Source organism: Mycobacterium sp. (genome assembly GCF_047975165.1).
Classification (GTDB): domain Bacteria; phylum Actinomycetota; class Actinomycetes; order Mycobacteriales; family Mycobacteriaceae; genus Mycobacterium.
The window spans coordinates 1-17,758 of the sequence record NZ_JBKECZ010000047.1 but is presented as its reverse complement, the minus strand read 5'-3'; the positions used below and the strand labels follow the sequence as shown (position 1 = coordinate 17,758).

Below are 17,758 nucleotides of genomic sequence, written 5' to 3'. Positions count from 1 at the left end.
AGCCTCACCGTTCGTGGATGCCACACCGCAGCCAATCGCATCCCAGGCCGACATCACCGCGGAGATCGAGGCCCTCGGGGCGGGCTACCGCCGTATCGGCGGGGGAGAGACGCAACCTCGGCTGAACTACCCGCCGTACCGCAGCAGCATCCTGCGGCATCCCAAGAACCCGCTGGTGCGCCTCGACCCCGAGGACCTCGAGCGCAACGCCCCCTGCTTCGGCCATCAGGATGTCGGTCCGCTGGACGCCGACCTGAGCGCCGGTCACCAGGGCGAGCCGATCGGGGAGCGGATCATCGTCGCCGGACGGGTGCTCGACCAATCGGGCCGGCCGGTGGCAGGCCAACTGGTGGAGATCTGGCAGGCCTACGCCGCCGGGCGCTACCACCATCGCGGCGACCAGCACCCGGCCCCGCTGGACCCCAACTTCATCGGCGCCGGACGCTGCCTGACCGGACCCGACGGCTCCTACCGGTTCAAGACCATCAAGCCCGGCCCGTATCCATGGCGCAACCACCGCAACGCCTGGCGGCCCGCCCACATCCATTTCTCGCTGTTCGGGACCGCGTTCACCCAACGCCTGATCACCCAGATGTATTTCCCCGGAGATCCACTGTTCGGGTTCGATCCGATCTTCCAATCGATCATCGATCCCGCTGCGCGCCAACGCCTTATCTCAGCCTACGACCACGATCTCACCGAACCCGAATACGCGACCGGCTACCGCTGGGACATCGTGCTGGGCGGCGGAGGTTTCGATGACTGACCGGGCCGCGACGCCGGGACAGACGGTGGGGCCGTTCTTCGGCATCGGCCTGCCGTTCACCGGTGACAGCGAATTGGTTTGCGCGGATTTTCCGGGTGCGATCGAGTTGCACGGCACCGTCTACGACGGCGACGGAACCGCGGTGCCGGATGCGCTGATCGAGATCTGGCAGCCGGACAGCGCCGGACGGATCCCGCACGCCTCCGGTTCGCTGCACCGCGACGGATGGACGTTCACCGGCTGGGGCCGGGCGGCGACCGACACCGGCGGGCACTACTCCTTCGCGACCGTGGCCCCGGGTTCGGCGACCGCGGGGCAGCCGCCGTTCTTCTGTGTCGCGGTGTTTGCCCGCGGACTGCTGGACCGGCTGCTGACCCGCGCCTACCTGCCCGGAACCGACCTCGATGCGGTTCCGTTGCTGGCGTCGGTCGACCCGCGGCGACGCCCGACCCTGCTGTGCGTGTCCGAAAACGACTCGGGGAGAGCACGATACCGGTTCGATGTGCACCTGCAGGGGCCCCGCGAGACGGTGTTCCTGGCGCCGGGGGATCGTTGCCGATGACGAACCTGTTGTGGCCCGGTGACGAACGCGCCGGGGAACACATGACCGACCGGACCCTGCTGGCCTCGATGACGGCGGTGGAGACGGCGTGGCTCGACGCGCTGATCGCCGCCGGGCTGGTTCCCGTTCAAGGGGGCGATCTGGGCGAGCTGATCGGCGACGACGACTGCGAGCGGATCGCCGCTGCCGGCGAGGATGGCGGCAACCCGGTGATCGGGCTGGTGTCGTTGCTGCGCGATCGGGCGGCCCCGGCGCTCGGGCGCTGGATTCACTGCGGCTTGACCAGCCAGGACGTGCTGGACACCGCGCTGATGCTGGCCGCGCGGGCAGCGGTCGACCAGCTTCTCGGCGACCTGGCCGGCCAGATCCGCACCGTGTCCGAACTGGCCGCCGCGCACCGGGACACCCCGATGCTTGGGCGCACCCTGACCCAGCACGCCGCACCGACGACCTTCGGAGCCAAGGCCGCCGGATGGCTGAACGGACTTGTCGACGCCTACCGGGGGCTCGCCGCGGCGGATACCCCGGCGCAGTTCGGTGGGGCGGTCGGGACGCGGGCAGCCGCCGTCGAACTGGCTGCCGGTTCGGCCGGGGGGTCGGCCGCCGGTGCGGACCTGGTGGAGGTGGCCGAGGATGTCGCTCGGCACGCTACGGCCGCGCTGGGCTTGACCTATCGGCTGCCCTGGCACACCACACGCACACCGGTCACCGCGCTCGGTGATGCGCTGACCGGCTGCACCGATGCCTGGGGCCGCATCGCCGCCGACGTCGTCACCCTGGCCCGACCGGAGATCGCCGAACTCAGCGAGCCCGCCGGTGATCGGCGCGGAATATCGTCCTGCATGCCGCACAAGCGAAACCCGGTGCTGTCCATCTTGATCCGCCGGGCCGCGGTGGCCGCACCGCCATTGGCCGGCACCCTGCACACCTCCGCCGCGCTGGCCAACGACGAGCGTCCCGACGGCGCCTGGCACACCGAGTGGGACACCCTGCGCATCCTGGTGCGTCGAACCGTTGCCGCCGGCGCCCAGTGCGGCGAACTACTGGCGGGGCTGGGGGTGCACGCGAGAAGGATGGCCGAAAACCTCGGGGCCGCCGACGTTCTCGGCGAACAGCGCGCGGTAGCCGACCTCACCGGTCGGTCACCGTCGGCCACCTACCTCGGCGCGGCCGCCCGATTGGTCGACGTGGCCGTCGAACGCGCACAGCAAACGCTGCAGGGCCGGCCGGGCTAGACGTTGACCGGCTTCTGCGCGACGACGGCGACCGCTGCCATTTGCTTGTTGTACTTGCGGAACGTGCTGCGCATCATCAGAACCCGCTTGCGGGCCTCGGGCTGCAACAGCAGGTTGCGGGCGAATCTCAGCGCGCCGAGCAGCCCTTCGTCGGAGATCATCCGCCGTGGCTGCAGGAGTGCCATGGGGGCGGTGGCAACGCTTTCGACCACCAGCCCGTGCTCGGCGAGCAGCTTCGACCACTCGGCAACCGTCAGCGGGCGCGCGTTGACCTTGATCGACCGGGCAAGTGACTGACGGACCTCGGTGGCGATCTGCTCGGGTACGTCGTCGGGGGTCAGTGCGAGTTCGTGGATCGCATAGCGTCCGCCCGGCCGCAGCACGCGCGCGGCCTCGGCCACGATCGCGTGCTTGGCCGAATCGCCTTGCATGGTGAGCATGGCCTCGCCGATCACGACGTCGGCGCTTACGTCGGGCAAGCCGGTCTCGGCGGCGTCGGCGACCCGCACCTCGCCCCGGCCGGCCAGGACACCCCGCACCTGGTCGGCGGCGTCGGCATCGCCCTCGGCGCCGACGTAGGACTTGGGGTGTCGCGCAATGATCTCGGTTGCGGTGCGTCCCAGGCCGGGTGCCAGCTCGACCACGTCCTTGCCGCCGACGTTGGCGCGCGCAAGCAGTGTCCGGGTGAGTTCGATCCCGCCGGGGCGCAGTACCCGCTTGCCCAGCCGTGCCAGCAGCCAGTGCCCCTGCACATGCTCGTCGTCCCGCTGCGCCGCCGGCAGCGCGTCCTTCCTGCCGCTCTTGTTGTCGGCGCTCTTGTCGGCCATCAGACCGCCCGCCGCTGGGGTGCTTCCAGGACCAGTGACTGGCGCTTCTTGTGAACGGTGAGGTAGCGCAGGCCGTCCGGCCCGGCGGCGAACTGCCTGCGGGAACGTTTCGGCAGCCACAACAGGGTGCCCGGGTTGAGGTCGATGATGTCCTCCTCGGTGGTCAGTCGGCCACTACCGGACACCACATGGATCAGGACGTCGAGATCGGGTCCGGTGTGTGTATCGATTGTGCCTTCCGGCGGCAGCGCGATGACATTGGAGTCCAGATCGCGGTTGCGGACCTCGAGTTTCCAGGCCGCGCCGGTGGCGTCCGCGGGCAGATCCGCTGACAGGTCGGCGGTGTTGACCAGGACGCGGGGCAGCGGGGTGGTGCTGAGCTTGCCGATCCTGATGCGCCAGACGTCGGGACCCTCGTCGAGGTACTGCCAGGTGTGACTGCGCGGATGATCGATCTCGAATTCCGCCCGCAGGTGCCTGGGATCGTGGTTGTTGACCAAGACGAACGACGCACCCGGGGAAAGTGCGTCGTAGGTTGCGAAGATCGTCGGATGCTTGTCGGGTTTGCGTAGTTCCCGGACGTCAAGTTCGTTGTCCGTCATGGTTTTCCGGCACTCCTATTATTTACAACAATGCTTGTGTAAACTCTAGCGCATGGCGTATGTCATTGGAAAGCCGTGCATCGATGTGATGGACCGGTCCTGCGTGGAGGAATGTCCCGTCGACTGCATCTACGAGGGGGCCCGGGCCCTCTACATCCATCCCGACGAGTGTGTGGACTGCGGTGCCTGCGAGCCGGTGTGCCCGGTCGAGGCGATCTACTACGAGGACGACCTCCCCGAAGAACTGGAGCCGTACCTGGCCGACAACGCGGCATTCTTCACCGAGACACTGCCGGGCCGCGATGAGCCGCTGGGTTCACCGGGCGGCGCCGCCAAGGTCGGACCGGTCGGAGCCGATGCCCCGCTGGTGGCCGGCCAGCCGAAAGGCGACGACTAGTCAAGGGAGCGTGTGCGCGTGAGTGATCGTGAGTGATCGTGAGTGATGAAGTGGCACCGGCCCCGGATGCGGGGCGCCGACATGCGGTGCTGCGGGCGGTGCGGGCGTCGCGGGTTCCGTTGAGCATCGTCGCGATCGCCGAGGAGCTGCGGGTGCATCCCAACACCGTGCGCTTCCATCTCGATGCCCTGGTCCGGGACGGTCACGTCGAACGGGCCGAATCCGCGCACCGCGGCCCCGGGCGCCCGCCCCTGATGTTCGCCGCCGTTCGGCAGATGGATCGCGACGGGCCCCGGCAGTACCGGTTGCTGGCCGAAATCCTCACCGCCGAGCTGGCTGCGGCGAAGGATCGCGGCGCCCTCGCATTGGCCGCGGGCCGGGCATGGGGCAAGCGGTTCGAACCTCCGGGGACCATGAGTGCCGACACGTCGATCGAGCGGCTGGTCGAATTGCTCGGAGACCTCGGATTCGCACCCGAACGCCGCGAATCCAATGGAGAACAACAGGTCGGCCTGCGGCATTGTCCGTTCCTGGAACTCGCCGAATCGCGGTCGGACGTGGTGTGCCCCATCCACCTCGGGCTCATGCGGGGAGCATTGGAGACGTGGTCGGCACCGGTGACGGTGGAACAACTCGAGGCATTCGTGGAGCCTGATATGTGTCTGGCTCATCTGGGCAAGGTTTAGGCAGGATCCGGGCAATACCTAGGAAATGGAGCTCCCACGGTGAGTACTACGCGGGCAATCGAGATTGCCATTACGTTCGTCTGGATCGGCATGGTGGTGGCCATCTCGTTCCTGGAGGCGCCACTGAAGTTCCGGGCGCCCAACGTGACGTTGCAGATCGGCCTGGGCATCGGACGCTTGGTCTTTCGTGCGCTCAACACCGTCGAGGCCGTATTCGCCGTGGTCATGCTGGTGCTGCTGGCCGGAGGCGGGTCCGGGCGGATCATCGCGGCGTACGCGGTGGCCGCCATCGCACTGGCGGCTCAGCTGGCCGCGGTGCGTCCCAAATTGTCGCGCCGCTCCGATGCGGTGCTGGCCGGAGCGGAGGGGCCGCGCTCGCACGCGCACTACTACTACGTCGGCTTGGAGGCGGTCAAGCTAGTCGCGCTGCTGGTCACGGGGATACTGCTGTTGAGCTGCTAATTTTGAGCTGTTGAGCATTCTCCGCAGCCGACAACCGATGGCAACTGCAGAAAAGAGGACGCACTATGGAATCTGTTTCGCTGACCGGCCTGGCGGCGGAGAAGCTGGCCGAAGCTGCCAAGGCGCATAGCGGCCGCGCCGCCCACACCGTCCACGGCGGCCACACCCACCAGCTGCGGCAGACGGTGTTGGCCCTGCTCGCCGGCCATGAACTGGCCGAACATGACAGCCCGGGGGAGGCGACGCTGCAGGTACTGCGCGGCCACGTGCGACTCACCGCCGGTGACGACGCCTGGGACGGAAAAACCGGGGACCTTGTCCCGATTCCGCCGGTACGTCACTCGCTGCTCGCGGTCGAGGACTCGGTGATCCTGCTGACCGTGGTCAAGGCACAGCCGGACGCCGCGCGCTAGGCGTGCTCGCCACCGCGTGGTCGCGGGACTTCGGCCTGCGGGTGCCCATAGCCAATGCCCCGATGGGCGGGGTTGCCGGCGGCCGATTGGCGACGGCGGTCACCGCGGCCGGCGGGCTGGGCATGATCGGGATGGGCAGCACCGCGACCCGCGCCACGCTGGCCACCGAGCTGCGGCGGGTCAGCGGGCGATTCGGCATCGGCCTGGTGGACTGGGTGATGCGCAGCCAGGACGGGTTGTTCGAGGATGCCCTGGCCGCGGGTCCCGCGTTGCTGTCCATCGGCTTCGGCACCGACTGGTCCTGGGTGGATCAGGCGCACGATGCCGGAATCGTTGCCACCACACAGGTTTACGACGCGGACGGTGCCCGGCGCGCGGCAGATGCCGGCGTCGACATCCTGGTGGCGCGCGGTGCGGAAGGGGGCGGTCACGGTGAGGTGCGTCTGGGTACCCTGCCCCTGCTGGATGCGGTGCTCGACGCGGTGGCGGTGCCGGTGCTGGCCGGCGGTGGGATCGGCTCGGCCCGCAGCCTGGCCGCCGTCCTGGCGGCCGGTGCCAGTGGGGCCTGGATCGGGACCCGATTTGCCGCTTGCCCAGAGGCGTTGACCGGCGACGCGAGCCGTCGGGCATTGATCGAGGCCGCCGGAACCGACACCCGGGTCACCCGGGTTTTCGACGTCGCCGCCGGCCTGCCCTGGCCGCAGCGGTACCCGTCGCGGGTGGTGTCCAACGAGTTTGCCGACCGGTGGACGGGCCGCGAACACGAGTTGGCCGGCGACGCCGGTGCGCGCGCTGAGCTGGCGGCGGTGTCCGGGCGCGATATCACCGTCGACGACCTGCGGGTCGCCCCGGTCGATGCCGGCCAAGGCGTCGGGATGATCCGCGACGACGCGGGCGTGGCCGACGTCATCGCGGCCATGTGCTCGGGTGCGCGGCAGCTGCTGGAGGCCTGGGGCCCGTCCAGCCGTTGATTCTGCGCCCAGGGCGCGCCCCACTCGCACTTTTGCGCCACCAGTGCAGAGTCAACGTCGTGGCTGCCTGCCAGGCGGGCAGCCAGCCAGGCAGGTGTTCCGGGCCAACCAATACGGTGTCCTGGTGACCCATGAATCGGCGCGACCCCCCGGCGGGGGGTTCAACCTGGTGGAGCCAACCCACAAGGGTGGGCCGGACTACGGGCGGTTCATCGACGCCGTCCGCAAACTGCAGGACCACGCTCGCGCCGCCGACGCCCCCGACGAGGTGATCACCGCCGCCGCCGACCGGCTGGAAGAACTGTCGAAGCTGCTGGCTCCGTTCGACACCGACGAATGGCAGACACCCTCGGGCCGGCGAATGGATCTGCCGGTGCGCGGGAACATTCTCAACGTCCCGATGAAGGCGCACCGGACCGACGACGGGCGCATAGCGGGCTGGGCCCGGTTCGCCCGGTTCCACCTCGGACGCAACAGCGCCGTGCACGGCGGCTCGCTGGGCATGCTGTTCGACTCGGTGCTGGGCCTGACCGCCGCGGTGCTCACCGGCAGTCGCCGCCAGCGCACCGCCTATCTCAAGATCGACTATCGCCACATCGTTCCGATCGAGAAAAAGCTGCAATTCGACGCCGGAATCGACCGCGTCGAGGGACGCAAGATCATCGTGACCGGCCGGCTGCGCGACGGCGATACCCTGCTGACCGAGGCCGAGGCTTTGTTCGTGCAGCTCAAGCCCGGTCAGCCCTGACACGCGCGGGACCCTTTCCCGGCGGTGGGCGTGCGGCTGCGGTTCACCGGAATACCCGCCCCGATAGCATGGTCGCGACCGTTTCGACGCGTGACGTCAACCCGGTTGGAGAACAACCCGATGAGCGCCCCCGCACAGCGCGCCGCTGAAGCCAGCGGCGCCGACCCGCAGGCCCCGGTCGCGCCGATTCGGGTACCGGCGGGGTCCACCGCGGCCGCCGCCGTCGGCGAGGCGGGGCTGCCCCGGCGCGGGACACCCGACTCGATCGTGGTGGTCCGAGATGCTCAGGGCACGCTGCGGGATCTGAGCTGGGTGCCGGACGCGGACGTCGAGGTGACACCGGTTGCGGCCAACACCGACGACGGCCGCAGCGTGATCCGGCACTCAACCGCACATGTGCTGGCCCAGGCGGTCCAGGAGTTGTTTCCCGACGCCAAGCTGGGCATCGGGCCGCCGGTGACCGACGGCTTCTACTACGACTTCGCCGTCGCCGAGCCGTTCACGCCGGAGGATCTGGAAGCCCTGGAAAAGCGGATGCGCCGGATCGTCAAGGACGGCCAGCTGTTCGACCGCCGGGTCTACGAATCCAAGGACCAGGCGCGCGAGGAGCTGGCCGGTGAGCCGTTCAAGCTCGAACTCGTCGACGACAAGTCCGGCGACCCGGACGTGATGGAGGTAGGCGGCGACGAACTCACCGCCTACGACAACCTCAACCCCCGGACCCGCGAGCGGGTGTGGGGCGACCTGTGCCGGGGGCCGCACATCCCGACCACCAAGCACATCCCGGCGTTCACGCTCACCCGCAGCTCGGCGGCCTACTGGCGGGGCGATCAGGCCAATGCCAGCCTGCAACGCATCTACGGCACCGCCTGGGAATCCCAGGAACAGCTGGACCGCCACCTGGAGCTGATCGCCGAGGCGCAGCGCCGCGATCACCGCAAACTGGGTGTCGAGTTGGACCTGTTCAGCTTTCCCGACGAAATCGGTTCGGGTCTACCGGTTTTCCACCCCAACGGTGGGATTGTGCGCCGCGAGCTGGAGGAGTACTCCCGGCGCAAGCACGTCGAGGCGGGCTACGAGTTCGTCAACACCCCGCACATCACCAAGGAACAGCTCTACGTCACCTCCGGACACCTGCAGTGGTACGCCGACGGGATGTACCCGCCCATGCGCATAGACGCCGAACACAACGCCGACGGCACAGTGCGCAAACCCGGGCAGGACTACTACCTCAAGCCGATGAACTGCCCGATGCATCATCTGATCTACCGGGCGCGCGGCCGCTCCTACCGCGAGCTTCCGTTGCGGCTCTTCGAGTTCGGCAGCGTCTACCGCTACGAGAAGTCCGGTGTGGTGCACGGGCTGACCCGGGTGCGCGGCATGACCCAGGACGACGCGCACATCTACTGCACCCGCGAGCAGATGCGCGAGGAGATCGCCTCGCTGTTGCGCTTCATCCTCGACCTGCTCGGCGACTACGGCCTCGACGACTACTACCTGGAGCTGTCGACGAGGAACCCCGAGAAATACGTGGGCTCCGACGAGGTGTGGGAGGAGGCCACCGGCATCCTGCGGGAGGTCGGTGAGGCGTCCGGGCTGCGCCTGGTCCCCGACCCCGGCGGTGCGGCGTTCTACGGCCCGAAGATCTCGGTCCAGGTCAAGGACGCGCTCGGGCGCAACTGGCAGATGTCGACGATCCAGCTGGACTTCATCATGCCGGAGCGATTCGATCTGGAGTACACCGCAAGCGATGGTTCCCGACAGTCCCCGGTGCTGATCCACCGCGCGCTGTTCGGATCGATCGAGCGGTTCTTCGGGGTGCTCACCGAGCATTACGCGGGCGCGTTCCCGGCGTGGCTGGCGCCGGTTCAGGTGGTTGGGATCCCGGTTGCCGACGAGCACATTTCCTACCTGGAAGATGTTGGTGCGCAACTGAAATCGCGGGGAGTCCGGGCCACGGTGGATACCGGCGACGACAGGATGGCCAAGAAGATCGTCAACCACACCAACCAGAAGGTGCCCTTCATGCTGCTGGCCGGCGACCGCGACGTGCGCGCCAGCGCGGTGAGTTTCCGTTTCGGTGACCGCACCCAGATCAACGGGGTGCCCCGCGAGGCCGCGGTGTCCGCCATCGCAGACTGGATCGCCGGCCGCGAAAACGCCATGCCGACAGCCGATCTGATACAGCTCACGGAGCGCGACGGTGGCTGAGGACGACGCCGACCCCGACACGATGCCGGACGCCGACCCCGACACGATCCGCGACCGCGGCGTCGGCCGGCGCGACCACCTACAGCGGCTGTGGACGCCGTACCGGATGAACTACCTCGCCGAAGCGACCGGCGAACGGGCAGACACCGACCGCGCGCAGCCGTTTACCGACATCCCGGGGCTGCCCGACGAAGAAGGCCTGGTGGTGGCCCGCGGTGAACTGGTCTATGCGGTGCTCAACCTGTACCCCTACAACCCGGGTCACCTGATGGTGGTGCCCTACCGGCGGGTCTCGGAGCTGGAGGACCTCACCGGCGCCGAGAGCGCCGAGGTGATGGCGTTCACCCAGAAGGCGATCCGCGTCATCAAGAACGTGTCGCATCCGCACGGTTTCAACGTCGGCATCAACCTGGGTTCCTCGGCGGGCGGCTCGCTGGCCGAACACCTGCACGTCCACGTCGTGCCCCGGTGGGGCGGAGACGCGAACTTCATCACGATCATCGGCGGCTCCAAGGTGATACCCCAGTTGCTGCGCGAAACCCGTCGGCTGCTGGCCGAGGAATGGGTGCGGCAGCAATGAGCAAACTGCCGTTCCTGTCCCGGGCGTTTTTCGCCGGTATCACCAATCCGCTGGCCCGGGCGGCGCTGAGAGTCGGTTTGACACCGGATTCGGTGACCCTCATCGGTACCGCCGCCTCGGTTGCCGGGTCGTTGATCCTGTTCCCGACGGGCAAGTTGTTCGCCGGCTGGTTTGTGGTCTGGTTCTTCACGCTGTTCGACATGCTCGACGGGGCGATGGCGCGCGAACGGGGCGGAGGTACCCGCTTCGGGGCGGTGCTGGACGCCGCCTGCGACCGGATCACCGACGGCGCGGTGTTCTGCGGGCTGCTGTGGTGGATCGTGTTTCACCTGCACGACGAGTTGCTTGCCGTCGCGACCCTGATCTGCCTGGTCACCTCCCAGGTGATCTCCTACATCAAGGCCCGTGCCGAGGCCAGTGGGCTGCGTGGGGACGGAGGCTTCATCGAGCGGCCGGAGCGACTGATCATCGTGTTGGGTGCCGCCGGGGTGTCGGATTTTCCGGTCGTGGCCTGGCCGCCGGCGTTACCGGTCGGGATGTGGGTGTTGGCCGTGCTCAGCGTGATCACCTGCGCGCAGCGCATGTATGCGGTGCGGACCTCGCCCGGAGCGGTCGACCGGATCCCGCCCGTTTCCCCGCCCGGGGAGGGGGCAGGGTGACACCCCGGACACCGGGTCCGGAATCGGTGGTTGCGCGCCCGCGCAGGATTCTCACCGAGACCGCGACCGACTGGGCCTACGCGACCGGCTGGCGGGCGGTACGGGCAATGCCGGAATTCGCCGCGCGCAACGCCTTCGATGCCGGCGCCCGCTATTTTGCCCGTGGAGGCGGGCCCGAACAGCTGCGCAAGAACCTGGCCAGGGTCATCGGTGTACGGCCGGCCGATGTGCCCGATGCGTTGCTGCGCGACTCGCTGGCGTCCTATGCCCGCTACTGGCGGGAGGCGTTCCGGCTGCCGACGATGGATCTGAAATCGCTGACCCGCAGGCTGGACGCCTCGGTCGGCGGCAAGGACAATTTGAATGCGGCGCTGGCTGCGGGCCGCGGAGTGGTGCTGGCGCTGCCGCACAGCGGCAACTGGGATATGAACGGTGTGTGGCTGTCGCAGACCCACGGCACCTTCAGCACCGTGGCCGAACGGCTCAAACCCGAGTCGCTGTACCGGCGCTTCATCGCCTACCGGGAGACCCTCGGGTTCGAGGTCCTGCCGCTGTCCGGCGGCGAGCACCCGCCGTTTGAGGTCCTGTCCGACCGGCTCCGCGACAATCGGGTGGTCGCCCTGATGGCCGAGCGAGATCTCACCCGCACCGGCGTCGAGGTCGACTTCTTCGGCGAACCCACCCGGATGCCGGCCGGGCCGGCGAAGCTCGCGATCGAGACGGGTGCGGCCCTGCTGCCGTCGCATTGCTGGTTCACCGGCGACGGCTGGAGCTGCAAGATGCAGACTCCGCTGGACTGCGGCAGCGGCGACGTCGCCGTCATCACCCAGGCACTCGCCGATGAGTTCGCCCGCAACATTGCCGCCAACCCCGAAGACTGGCACATGCTGCAGCCGCAGTGGTTGGCCGACCTGTCGGACGACCGTCGGGCGTGGCTGAAGGACGGCTGATGCGGATCGGGATGGTCTGCCCGTACTCGTTCGATGTCGCGGGCGGGGTGCAGGCGCACGTACTGCAGCTGGCCCAGATCATGGAAGCGCGCGGCCACCGGGTCAGCGTGCTGGCCCCGGTCTCGATCGACGCCGCACTGCCCGACTTCGTCGTGTCGGCCGGCCGGTCAGTGCCCATCCCGTACAACGGCTCGGTAGCGCGGCTGCGCTTCGGCCCGGCCACCCAACGGAAAGTGAAGAAGTGGCTGGCCGACGGCGACTTCGACGTGCTGCACCTGCACGAGCCGAACGCCCCCAGCCTGTCGATGCTGGCGCTCAACGTTGCGCAGGGCCCGATAGTGGCGACGTATCACACCTCGACCACCAGGTCGTTGACACTGTCGGTCTTCGGCGGGATCCTGCGGCCCATGCACGAAAAGATCGTCGGCCGCATCGCGGTGTCCGACCTGGCCCGGCGCTGGCAGATGGAGTCGCTGGGATCCGACGCGGTCGAGATCCCCAATGGGGTTGACGTCGGCTTTTTCGCCTCGGCCTCGCCGCTGGCGGGATATCCGCGACCGGGCCGCACGGTGCTGTTTCTCGGCCGCTACGACGAGCCGCGCAAGGGTATGGCCGTGCTGCTGGACGCCATGCCCAAGGTGATACAGCACTTTCCCGATGTGCAGTTGCTGATCGTCGGCCGCGGGGACGAGCGTGAATTACGCACGCGGGCAGGAGATTTAACTGGACATCTACGTTTTCTGGGTCAGGTGGACGACGCGGAGAAGGCGTCGGCGTTGCGAAGCGCCGACGTCTACTGCGCGCCCAACACCGGCGGTGAGAGCTTCGGCATCGTGTTGGTGGAGGCGATGGCAGCCGGCACCGCCGTGGTGGCCAGTGACCTGGACGCGTTCCGGCGGGTGTTGGCCGACGGCGACGTGGGCCGGCTTGTCGCCGTCGACGACAGTGCCGCGCTGGCCGATGGGCTGGTGGAGTTGCTGGCCAACGATACCCAGCGCGAACACTATGTTGGCGCCGCCGCCGAAGCGGTGCGCCGCTACGACTGGCCGGTGGTGGCCGGCCAGATCATGCGGGTGTACCAGACAGTCGCCGGGTCGGGCATCAAGGTGCAGGTGGCCGGTTGATGGAATGGCTGATTGCGGCGGCGGTCCTGCTCTTCGCGGTCCTGGTCGGGTTCGCCGCCTGGGGGTATCAGCGGGCTCACCGGCTCGACCGGCTGCACGTCCGCTACGACCTGTCCTGGCAGGCACTGGACGCCGCATTGGCGCGGCGCGCCGTGGTGGCGCGGGCGGTGGCGATCGACGCCTACGGCGGTGCGCCGGCCGGCAGGCGCCTGGCGGCCCTGGCCGATGCCGCCGAACGTGCGCCGCGAACCGCGCGGGAAACGGCGGAAAACGAACTTTCCGCGGCACTGGCCGTCGTCGATGCGGCATCGTTGCCGGCGGGCCTGGTGACCGAACTGGCGGATGCCGAAGCCCGGCTGCTGCTGGCCCGGCGTTTCCACAACGACGCGGTACGCGACACCCGGGTGCTGGCCGAACGTCGCATGGTGCGGATGTTCCGGCTCGGTGGCCGAGTGCCGGTGCCGGCGTCTTTCGAGATCGTCGAGCGGCCACATGCGCAGGCGGACCCCGGCCCGGCATCCGCGCACCGCACCTCCGCGCGGGTGGTGCTGCTCGACGAGGCCGGGTCGGTGCTGCTGCTGTGTGGTTCGGACCCGGCGATCACCGATGGCACCGCGCCCAGATGGTGGTTCACCGTGGGTGGCGCGGTGCGCCCGGGCGAGCGGTTGGCCGAGGCTGCCGCACGCGAACTCGCGGAGGAGACCGGTCTGCGGGTCGCCCCGGCGGAGTTTCTGGGTCCCGTCTGGCGCCGCGACGAGGTTTTCGAGTTCAACGGTTCGCTGATCGACAGCGAAGAGTTCTACCTGGTGCATCGCACCCGCCGGTTCGAACCGTCACCCAGCGGGCGGACCGAGCTGGAACGCAGCTATATCCACGGTGCGCGCTGGTGCGACGCGGCACAGATCGCCGGCCTCACCGCGGCGGGTCAGCAGGTGTATCCGCGTCAGCTCGGAGAACTGTTGCCCGCCGCCAACGAGCTCGCCAACGCGACCGCCTATCCCGCGTCCCGCAGCACGGCGGTTCCGCAGTCGATCAGCTGAGTCCGGGCAACAGCTCCGACGCGCGGAGCGGGGAAACCCGCTTGCCGGTCAGCACTAGACTGGAAGGTCATAGTGAACTCCCGTGAGGGCGAGTCAAGGAGAGCGGTGGACAGCCAATCTGGAAGTGGGACCGGGACGGCCCGCGTCAAACGAGGCATGGCCGAAATGCTCAAGGGCGGCGTCATCATGGACGTCGTCACCCCGGAACAGGCCCGCATAGCCGAAGGCGCCGGTGCGGTGGCCGTCATGGCACTGGAACGGGTGCCCGCCGACATCCGCGCTCAAGGCGGCGTGTCCCGGATGAGCGACCCCGGCATGATCGACGCCATCATCGGCGCGGTCACCATCCCGGTGATGGCCAAGGCTCGGATCGGGCATTTCGTCGAGGCGCAGATCCTGCAGAGCCTCGGGGTGGACTACATCGACGAGTCCGAGGTATTGACGCCGGCGGACTACACCCACCACATCGACAAGTGGAAATTCACCGTGCCGTTCGTGTGCGGCGCCACCAACCTCGGCGAGGCGCTGCGGCGCATCGCCGAAGGTGCGGCGATGATCCGCTCCAAGGGTGAGGCCGGCACCGGCGACGTCTCCAACGCCACCACGCACATGCGCGCGATCGGAGGCGAGATCCGGCGGTTGACCTCGCTGTCCGAGGACGAGTTGTTCGTCGCGGCCAAGGAGCTGCAGGCGCCCTACGACCTCGTCGCCGAGGTGGCACGGGCCGGCAAACTGCCGGTCACGCTGTTCACCGCCGGCGGCATCGCCACCCCGGCCGACGCAGCGATGATGATGCAGCTCGGCGCCGAGGGGGTTTTCGTCGGCTCGGGCATCTTCAAGTCCGGCGCACCGCAGGACCGCGCGGCCGCGATAGTGAAGGCCACCACCTTCTTCGACGACCCGGATGTGCTGGCCAAGGTGTCGCGCGGGCTGGGGGAGGCGATGGTCGGGATCAACGTGGAGGAGATCGCCCAGCCGCATCGCCTGGCCCAGCGTGGCTGGTAGCGGCAATCTGTTAGAAACGATCCGTGGCGATAGAACAGATCCTCGATCTGGAGCAGCTCGAGGTCAACATCTATCGCGGTAGCGTTTACAGTCCCGAATCGGGCTTCATGCAGCGCACTTTCGGCGGGCATGTCGCCGGGCAGGCGCTGGTGTCGGCGGTGCGCACGGTGGATCCGCGCTACCAGGTGCATTCGCTGCACGCCTATTTCCTGCGTCCCGGGGATGCCAAGGAACGCACGGTGTTCATCGTGGAGCGCACCCGGGACGGCGGATCGTTTGCCACCCGCCGGGTCAACGCCATTCAGCACGGCGAAGTCATATTCAGCATGGGGGCGTCGTTCCAGACCGATCAGGAGGGCATCACCCACCAGGACGCCATGCCGGCGGCGCCCGCGCCCGACGGACTGCCGGACATGACCTCGATGAAGGTGTTCGACGACGCCGGTTTCAAGCAGTTCGCCGAATGGGACGTGTGCATTGTGCCGCGCGAGATGCTGCAGGTGCTGCCGGGCAAGGCGTCTCAACAGCAAGTCTGGGTCCGCCATCGGGATCCGCTGCCCGACGACCCGGTGCTGCACATCTGCGCCCTGGCCTACATGAGCGACCTGACGCTGCTGGGATCGGCGCAGGTGACTCACCTCGAGGTGCGCCCGCATCTGCAGGTGGCGTCACTGGATCATGCAATGTGGTTCCACCGGAGGTTCCGGGCCGACGAATGGTTGCTCTACGACCAGTCTTCGCCGTCGGCGTTCGGTGGGCGATCGCTGTGCCACGGCACCATCTTCAATCGGCACGGCGACATGGTTGCGACGGTGATGCAGGAGGGGCTGACCCGCTTCAAGCGCGGATACCAGCCGTGAGCCGGCCGACCGTCGGCGTGCTGGCATTGCAGGGCGATACCCGCGAGCACCTGGCGGCACTGCGCGATTCCGGCGCGGAGGCGATCGCGGTGCGCCGCCGCGGCGAACTGGAGATGGTGGATGGCCTGGTGATACCCGGCGGGGAATCCACCGCCATGAGCCATCTGCTGCGCGACTTCGACCTGCTGGATCCGCTGCGGACGCGGTTGGCCGAGGGGTTGCCCGCCTACGGAGCATGCGCGGGCATGATCCTGCTGGCCGGTGAGATTCTGGACGCCGGCGCCGATGGGCGGGAGGCACTGTCGCTGGGCGCCATCGACATGACTGTGCGTCGAAACGCGTTCGGGCGCCAGGTCGACTCGTTCGAGGGCGATATTGCCTTCGCGGGCCTGGATTCGTCCGTGCGAGCGGTGTTCATCCGGGCGCCCTGGGTTGAGCGGGTCGGTGATGGAGTGCAGGTGCTGGCCCGGGCGGCGGGGCGCATCGTGGCGGTGCGCCAGGGCGCGGTGCTGGCGACGGCGTTTCACCCGGAAATGACCGGGGACCGGCGGGTGCACCGGCTGTTTGTCGACCTGGTGCAGGGGCGGCACTGACGCGCGGATGCCGGCCGCTGCGCTGGCGTGGCGCGCGCCGCCGCAGTGCGTCCACGTAGACTCGGCTGGCGAACAGAGCGAAAGAGGGACGACACAGACGATGAGCGGCCATTCCAAGTGGGCCACCACCAAGCATCAAAAGGCCGTCAAGGACGCCCGCCGCGGCAAGGAGTTTGCCCGGCTGATCAAGAACATCGAGGTTGCCGCACGCACCGGCGGCGGTGACCCGGCCGGCAACCCGACGCTGTACGACGCCATCCAGAAGGCCAAGAAGACTTCTGTTCCCAATGACAACATCGAACGGGCACGTAAGCGGGGCGCCGGCGAGGAAGCCGGCGGCGCGGACTACCAGACCATCATGTACGAGGGCTATGGGCCCAACGGGGTGGCGGTGCTCATCGAGTGCCTGACCGACAACCGCAATCGGGCGGCCAGCGAGGTGCGCATAGCGATGACCCGCAACGGCGGCACCATGGCGGACCCCGGGTCGGTGTCCTACCTGTTTTCCCGCAAGGGCACGGTCACCTTGGAGAAGAACGGGCTCACCGAAGACGACGTGCTGACGGCCGTGCTGGATGCGGGCGCCGAGGACGTCACCGATCTTGGCGAACGCTTCGAGGTGATCTCCGAACCCGCCGACCTGGTGGCCGTCCGGACCGCGCTGGTGGATGCGGGTATCGACTACGAATCGGCCGAGGCGGGCTTTCAGCCTTCGGTGAGCGTGCCGGTCGACGTCGATGGTGCGAACAAGGTGTTCAGGCTCGTCGACGCCCTCGAGGACAGCGACGACGTGCAGAACGTGTGGACCAACATCGACCTGTCTGACGAGGTGTTGGCCGCTCTCGACGAGGAGTGACGGCAGGGTGTTGAGGCGTTAGGCCGCGCCGTGCTCCGCGGCTTCCCCGGCTCCGGCCCCGGCTTCGCCGGCCTCGTCTTCCCCGGCGTTCCCGGCTTCCCGGGCCTCGTCTTCCCCTGTTTCCTCGGCTTGTCGGCGGGTGAAGTGTCGTTCGGGGTGGTGGAAGTTGTTGACGCGGGGTTGGTCGGTGTCGAGGTGTGGGGGTGGGATC

Annotated in this window: 21 protein-coding genes and 1 pseudogene; 19 read left to right on the top strand and 3 right to left on the bottom strand. The window is 68.4% G+C overall.

Annotated features, from left to right (window positions below; all coding sequences use genetic code 11):
• The first annotated feature begins 13 nt into the window (after positions 1 to 13).
• Genes pcaH through ACK5M9_RS04860 form a run of 3 tightly spaced genes read left to right on the top strand, consistent with a single transcriptional unit; the run spans position 14 to position 2,563 of the window.
• Positions 14 to 766 carry a protocatechuate 3,4-dioxygenase subunit beta gene (gene pcaH / locus ACK5M9_RS04870; protein WP_416892060.1) on the top strand — a complete coding sequence of 251 codons (753 nt, stop codon included), beginning with the start codon at positions 14 to 16 and terminating at the stop codon, positions 764 to 766.
• Positions 759 to 1,328, top strand: a complete 570-nt coding sequence (pcaG, locus tag ACK5M9_RS04865; RefSeq protein WP_416892059.1) for a protocatechuate 3,4-dioxygenase subunit alpha — start codon at positions 759 to 761, stop codon at positions 1,326 to 1,328. The genes pcaH and pcaG overlap by 8 nt, the downstream gene beginning before the upstream one ends.
• Positions 1,325 to 2,563, top strand: a complete 1,239-nt coding sequence (locus tag ACK5M9_RS04860; RefSeq protein ID WP_416892058.1) for a lyase family protein — start codon at positions 1,325 to 1,327, stop codon at positions 2,561 to 2,563. Before pcaG ends, ACK5M9_RS04860 begins: the two co-directional genes overlap by 4 nt.
• On the opposite strand, the gene ACK5M9_RS04855 is transcribed toward ACK5M9_RS04860, so the two are convergent.
• Positions 2,560 to 3,390: a class I SAM-dependent methyltransferase gene (locus ACK5M9_RS04855; protein WP_416892057.1), complete on the bottom strand. Its 831-nt coding sequence runs from the start codon at positions 3,388 to 3,390 to the stop codon at positions 2,560 to 2,562. The genes ACK5M9_RS04860 and ACK5M9_RS04855 overlap by 4 nt on opposite strands.
• The gene (locus ACK5M9_RS04850) at positions 3,390 to 3,992 is read right to left on the bottom strand and encodes a DUF2249 domain-containing protein (RefSeq protein ID WP_416892056.1); all 603 of its coding nucleotides are present in this window, start codon (positions 3,990 to 3,992) and stop codon (positions 3,390 to 3,392) included. Before ACK5M9_RS04850 ends, ACK5M9_RS04855 begins: the two co-directional genes overlap by 1 nt.
• Positions 3,993 to 4,044: 52 nt before the next feature.
• On the opposite strand from ACK5M9_RS04850, the gene fdxA reads away from it, so the two are divergent.
• The 16 genes from fdxA (at position 4,045) to ACK5M9_RS04770 (ending at position 17,547) form a co-directional block, all read left to right on the top strand.
• Positions 4,045 to 4,389, top strand: a complete 345-nt coding sequence (fdxA, locus tag ACK5M9_RS04845; protein WP_416892055.1) for a ferredoxin — start codon at positions 4,045 to 4,047, stop codon at positions 4,387 to 4,389.
• Positions 4,390 to 4,427: 38 nt separating this feature from the next.
• Positions 4,428 to 5,075: a helix-turn-helix transcriptional regulator gene (locus ACK5M9_RS04840; protein ID WP_416892054.1), complete on the top strand. Its 648-nt coding sequence runs from the start codon at positions 4,428 to 4,430 to the stop codon at positions 5,073 to 5,075.
• Between the two features lie 39 nt (positions 5,076 to 5,114).
• Complete coding sequence (locus ACK5M9_RS04835) at positions 5,115 to 5,537, top strand: hypothetical protein (protein ID WP_416892053.1); 423 nt, start codon at positions 5,115 to 5,117, stop codon at positions 5,535 to 5,537.
• A gap of 65 nt (positions 5,538 to 5,602) precedes the next feature.
• A complete protein-coding gene (locus ACK5M9_RS04830) occupies positions 5,603 to 5,950 on the top strand; it encodes a cupin domain-containing protein (RefSeq protein WP_416892052.1) in 348 nt (115 codons plus the stop codon).
• A 2-nt stretch (positions 5,951 to 5,952) separates the two neighbouring features.
• A complete protein-coding gene (locus ACK5M9_RS04825) occupies positions 5,953 to 6,921 on the top strand; it encodes an NAD(P)H-dependent flavin oxidoreductase (RefSeq protein WP_416892051.1) in 969 nt (322 codons plus the stop codon).
• A gap of 124 nt (positions 6,922 to 7,045) precedes the next feature.
• A complete protein-coding gene (locus ACK5M9_RS04820; protein WP_416892050.1) occupies positions 7,046 to 7,669 on the top strand; it encodes a PaaI family thioesterase in 624 nt (207 codons plus the stop codon).
• Between the two features lie 120 nt (positions 7,670 to 7,789).
• Positions 7,790 to 9,880: a threonine--tRNA ligase gene (thrS, locus tag ACK5M9_RS04815; protein WP_416892049.1), complete on the top strand. Its 2,091-nt coding sequence runs from the start codon at positions 7,790 to 7,792 to the stop codon at positions 9,878 to 9,880.
• A gap of 22 nt (positions 9,881 to 9,902) precedes the next feature.
• Positions 9,903 to 10,460 (top strand): HIT family protein, encoded by a 558-nt coding sequence (locus tag ACK5M9_RS04810; protein ID WP_416892136.1) that lies wholly within the window; start codon positions 9,903 to 9,905, stop codon positions 10,458 to 10,460.
• Positions 10,457 to 11,119, top strand: a complete 663-nt coding sequence (gene pgsA / locus ACK5M9_RS04805; protein WP_416892048.1) for a phosphatidylinositol phosphate synthase — start codon at positions 10,457 to 10,459, stop codon at positions 11,117 to 11,119. Before ACK5M9_RS04810 ends, pgsA begins: the two co-directional genes overlap by 4 nt.
• A 26-nt stretch (positions 11,120 to 11,145) precedes the next feature.
• A complete protein-coding gene (locus ACK5M9_RS04800) occupies positions 11,146 to 12,069 on the top strand; it encodes a phosphatidylinositol mannoside acyltransferase (protein ID WP_416892135.1) in 924 nt (307 codons plus the stop codon).
• Entirely contained in the window at positions 12,069 to 13,193 is a 1,125-nt protein-coding gene (locus ACK5M9_RS04795; protein WP_416892134.1) for a glycosyltransferase family 4 protein, read from the top strand. The genes ACK5M9_RS04800 and ACK5M9_RS04795 overlap by 1 nt, the downstream gene beginning before the upstream one ends.
• A complete protein-coding gene (locus ACK5M9_RS04790) occupies positions 13,193 to 14,233 on the top strand; it encodes an NUDIX hydrolase (RefSeq protein ID WP_416892047.1) in 1,041 nt (346 codons plus the stop codon). The genes ACK5M9_RS04795 and ACK5M9_RS04790 overlap by 1 nt, the downstream gene beginning before the upstream one ends.
• Positions 14,234 to 14,338: 105 nt before the next feature.
• A complete protein-coding gene (pdxS, locus tag ACK5M9_RS04785; protein ID WP_416892046.1) occupies positions 14,339 to 15,238 on the top strand; it encodes a pyridoxal 5'-phosphate synthase lyase subunit PdxS in 900 nt (299 codons plus the stop codon).
• A gap of 23 nt (positions 15,239 to 15,261) precedes the next feature.
• Positions 15,262 to 16,098 carry an acyl-CoA thioesterase II gene (gene tesB / locus ACK5M9_RS04780; protein WP_416892045.1) on the top strand — a complete coding sequence of 279 codons (837 nt, stop codon included), beginning with the start codon at positions 15,262 to 15,264 and terminating at the stop codon, positions 16,096 to 16,098.
• Positions 16,095 to 16,691 (top strand): pyridoxal 5'-phosphate synthase glutaminase subunit PdxT, encoded by a 597-nt coding sequence (pdxT, locus tag ACK5M9_RS04775; protein ID WP_416892044.1) that lies wholly within the window; start codon positions 16,095 to 16,097, stop codon positions 16,689 to 16,691. Before tesB ends, pdxT begins: the two co-directional genes overlap by 4 nt.
• 100 nt (positions 16,692 to 16,791) lie before the next feature.
• Positions 16,792 to 17,547 carry a YebC/PmpR family DNA-binding transcriptional regulator gene (locus ACK5M9_RS04770; RefSeq protein WP_416892043.1) on the top strand — a complete coding sequence of 252 codons (756 nt, stop codon included), beginning with the start codon at positions 16,792 to 16,794 and terminating at the stop codon, positions 17,545 to 17,547.
• 18 nt (positions 17,548 to 17,565) lie between these two features.
• Here ACK5M9_RS04770 and ACK5M9_RS04765 read toward each other — a convergent pair.
• Positions 17,566 to 17,758 (bottom strand): annotated as a pseudogene (locus tag ACK5M9_RS04765) (hypothetical protein); the annotation flags it as partial.

Coding starts and splice junctions, on each gene's coding strand:
- pcaG (WP_416892059.1), top strand. CDS start 759: ATGACTGACCGGGCCGCGACGCCGGGACAGACGGTGGGGCCGTTCTTC.
- ACK5M9_RS04860 (WP_416892058.1), top strand. CDS start 1,325: ATGACGAACCTGTTGTGGCCCGGTGACGAACGCGCCGGGGAACACATG.
- ACK5M9_RS04855 (WP_416892057.1), bottom strand. CDS start 3,390: ATGGCCGACAAGAGCGCCGACAACAAGAGCGGCAGGAAGGACGCGCTG.
- ACK5M9_RS04850 (WP_416892056.1), bottom strand. CDS start 3,992: ATGACGGACAACGAACTTGACGTCCGGGAACTACGCAAACCCGACAAG.
- fdxA (WP_416892055.1), top strand. CDS start 4,045: ATGGCGTATGTCATTGGAAAGCCGTGCATCGATGTGATGGACCGGTCC.
- ACK5M9_RS04830 (WP_416892052.1), top strand. CDS start 5,603: ATGGAATCTGTTTCGCTGACCGGCCTGGCGGCGGAGAAGCTGGCCGAA.
- thrS (WP_416892049.1), top strand. CDS start 7,790: ATGAGCGCCCCCGCACAGCGCGCCGCTGAAGCCAGCGGCGCCGACCCG.
- ACK5M9_RS04810 (WP_416892136.1), top strand. CDS start 9,903: ATGCCGGACGCCGACCCCGACACGATCCGCGACCGCGGCGTCGGCCGG.
- pgsA (WP_416892048.1), top strand. CDS start 10,457: ATGAGCAAACTGCCGTTCCTGTCCCGGGCGTTTTTCGCCGGTATCACC.
- ACK5M9_RS04795 (WP_416892134.1), top strand. CDS start 12,069: ATGCGGATCGGGATGGTCTGCCCGTACTCGTTCGATGTCGCGGGCGGG.
- ACK5M9_RS04790 (WP_416892047.1), top strand. CDS start 13,193: ATGGAATGGCTGATTGCGGCGGCGGTCCTGCTCTTCGCGGTCCTGGTC.
- ACK5M9_RS04770 (WP_416892043.1), top strand. CDS start 16,792: ATGAGCGGCCATTCCAAGTGGGCCACCACCAAGCATCAAAAGGCCGTC.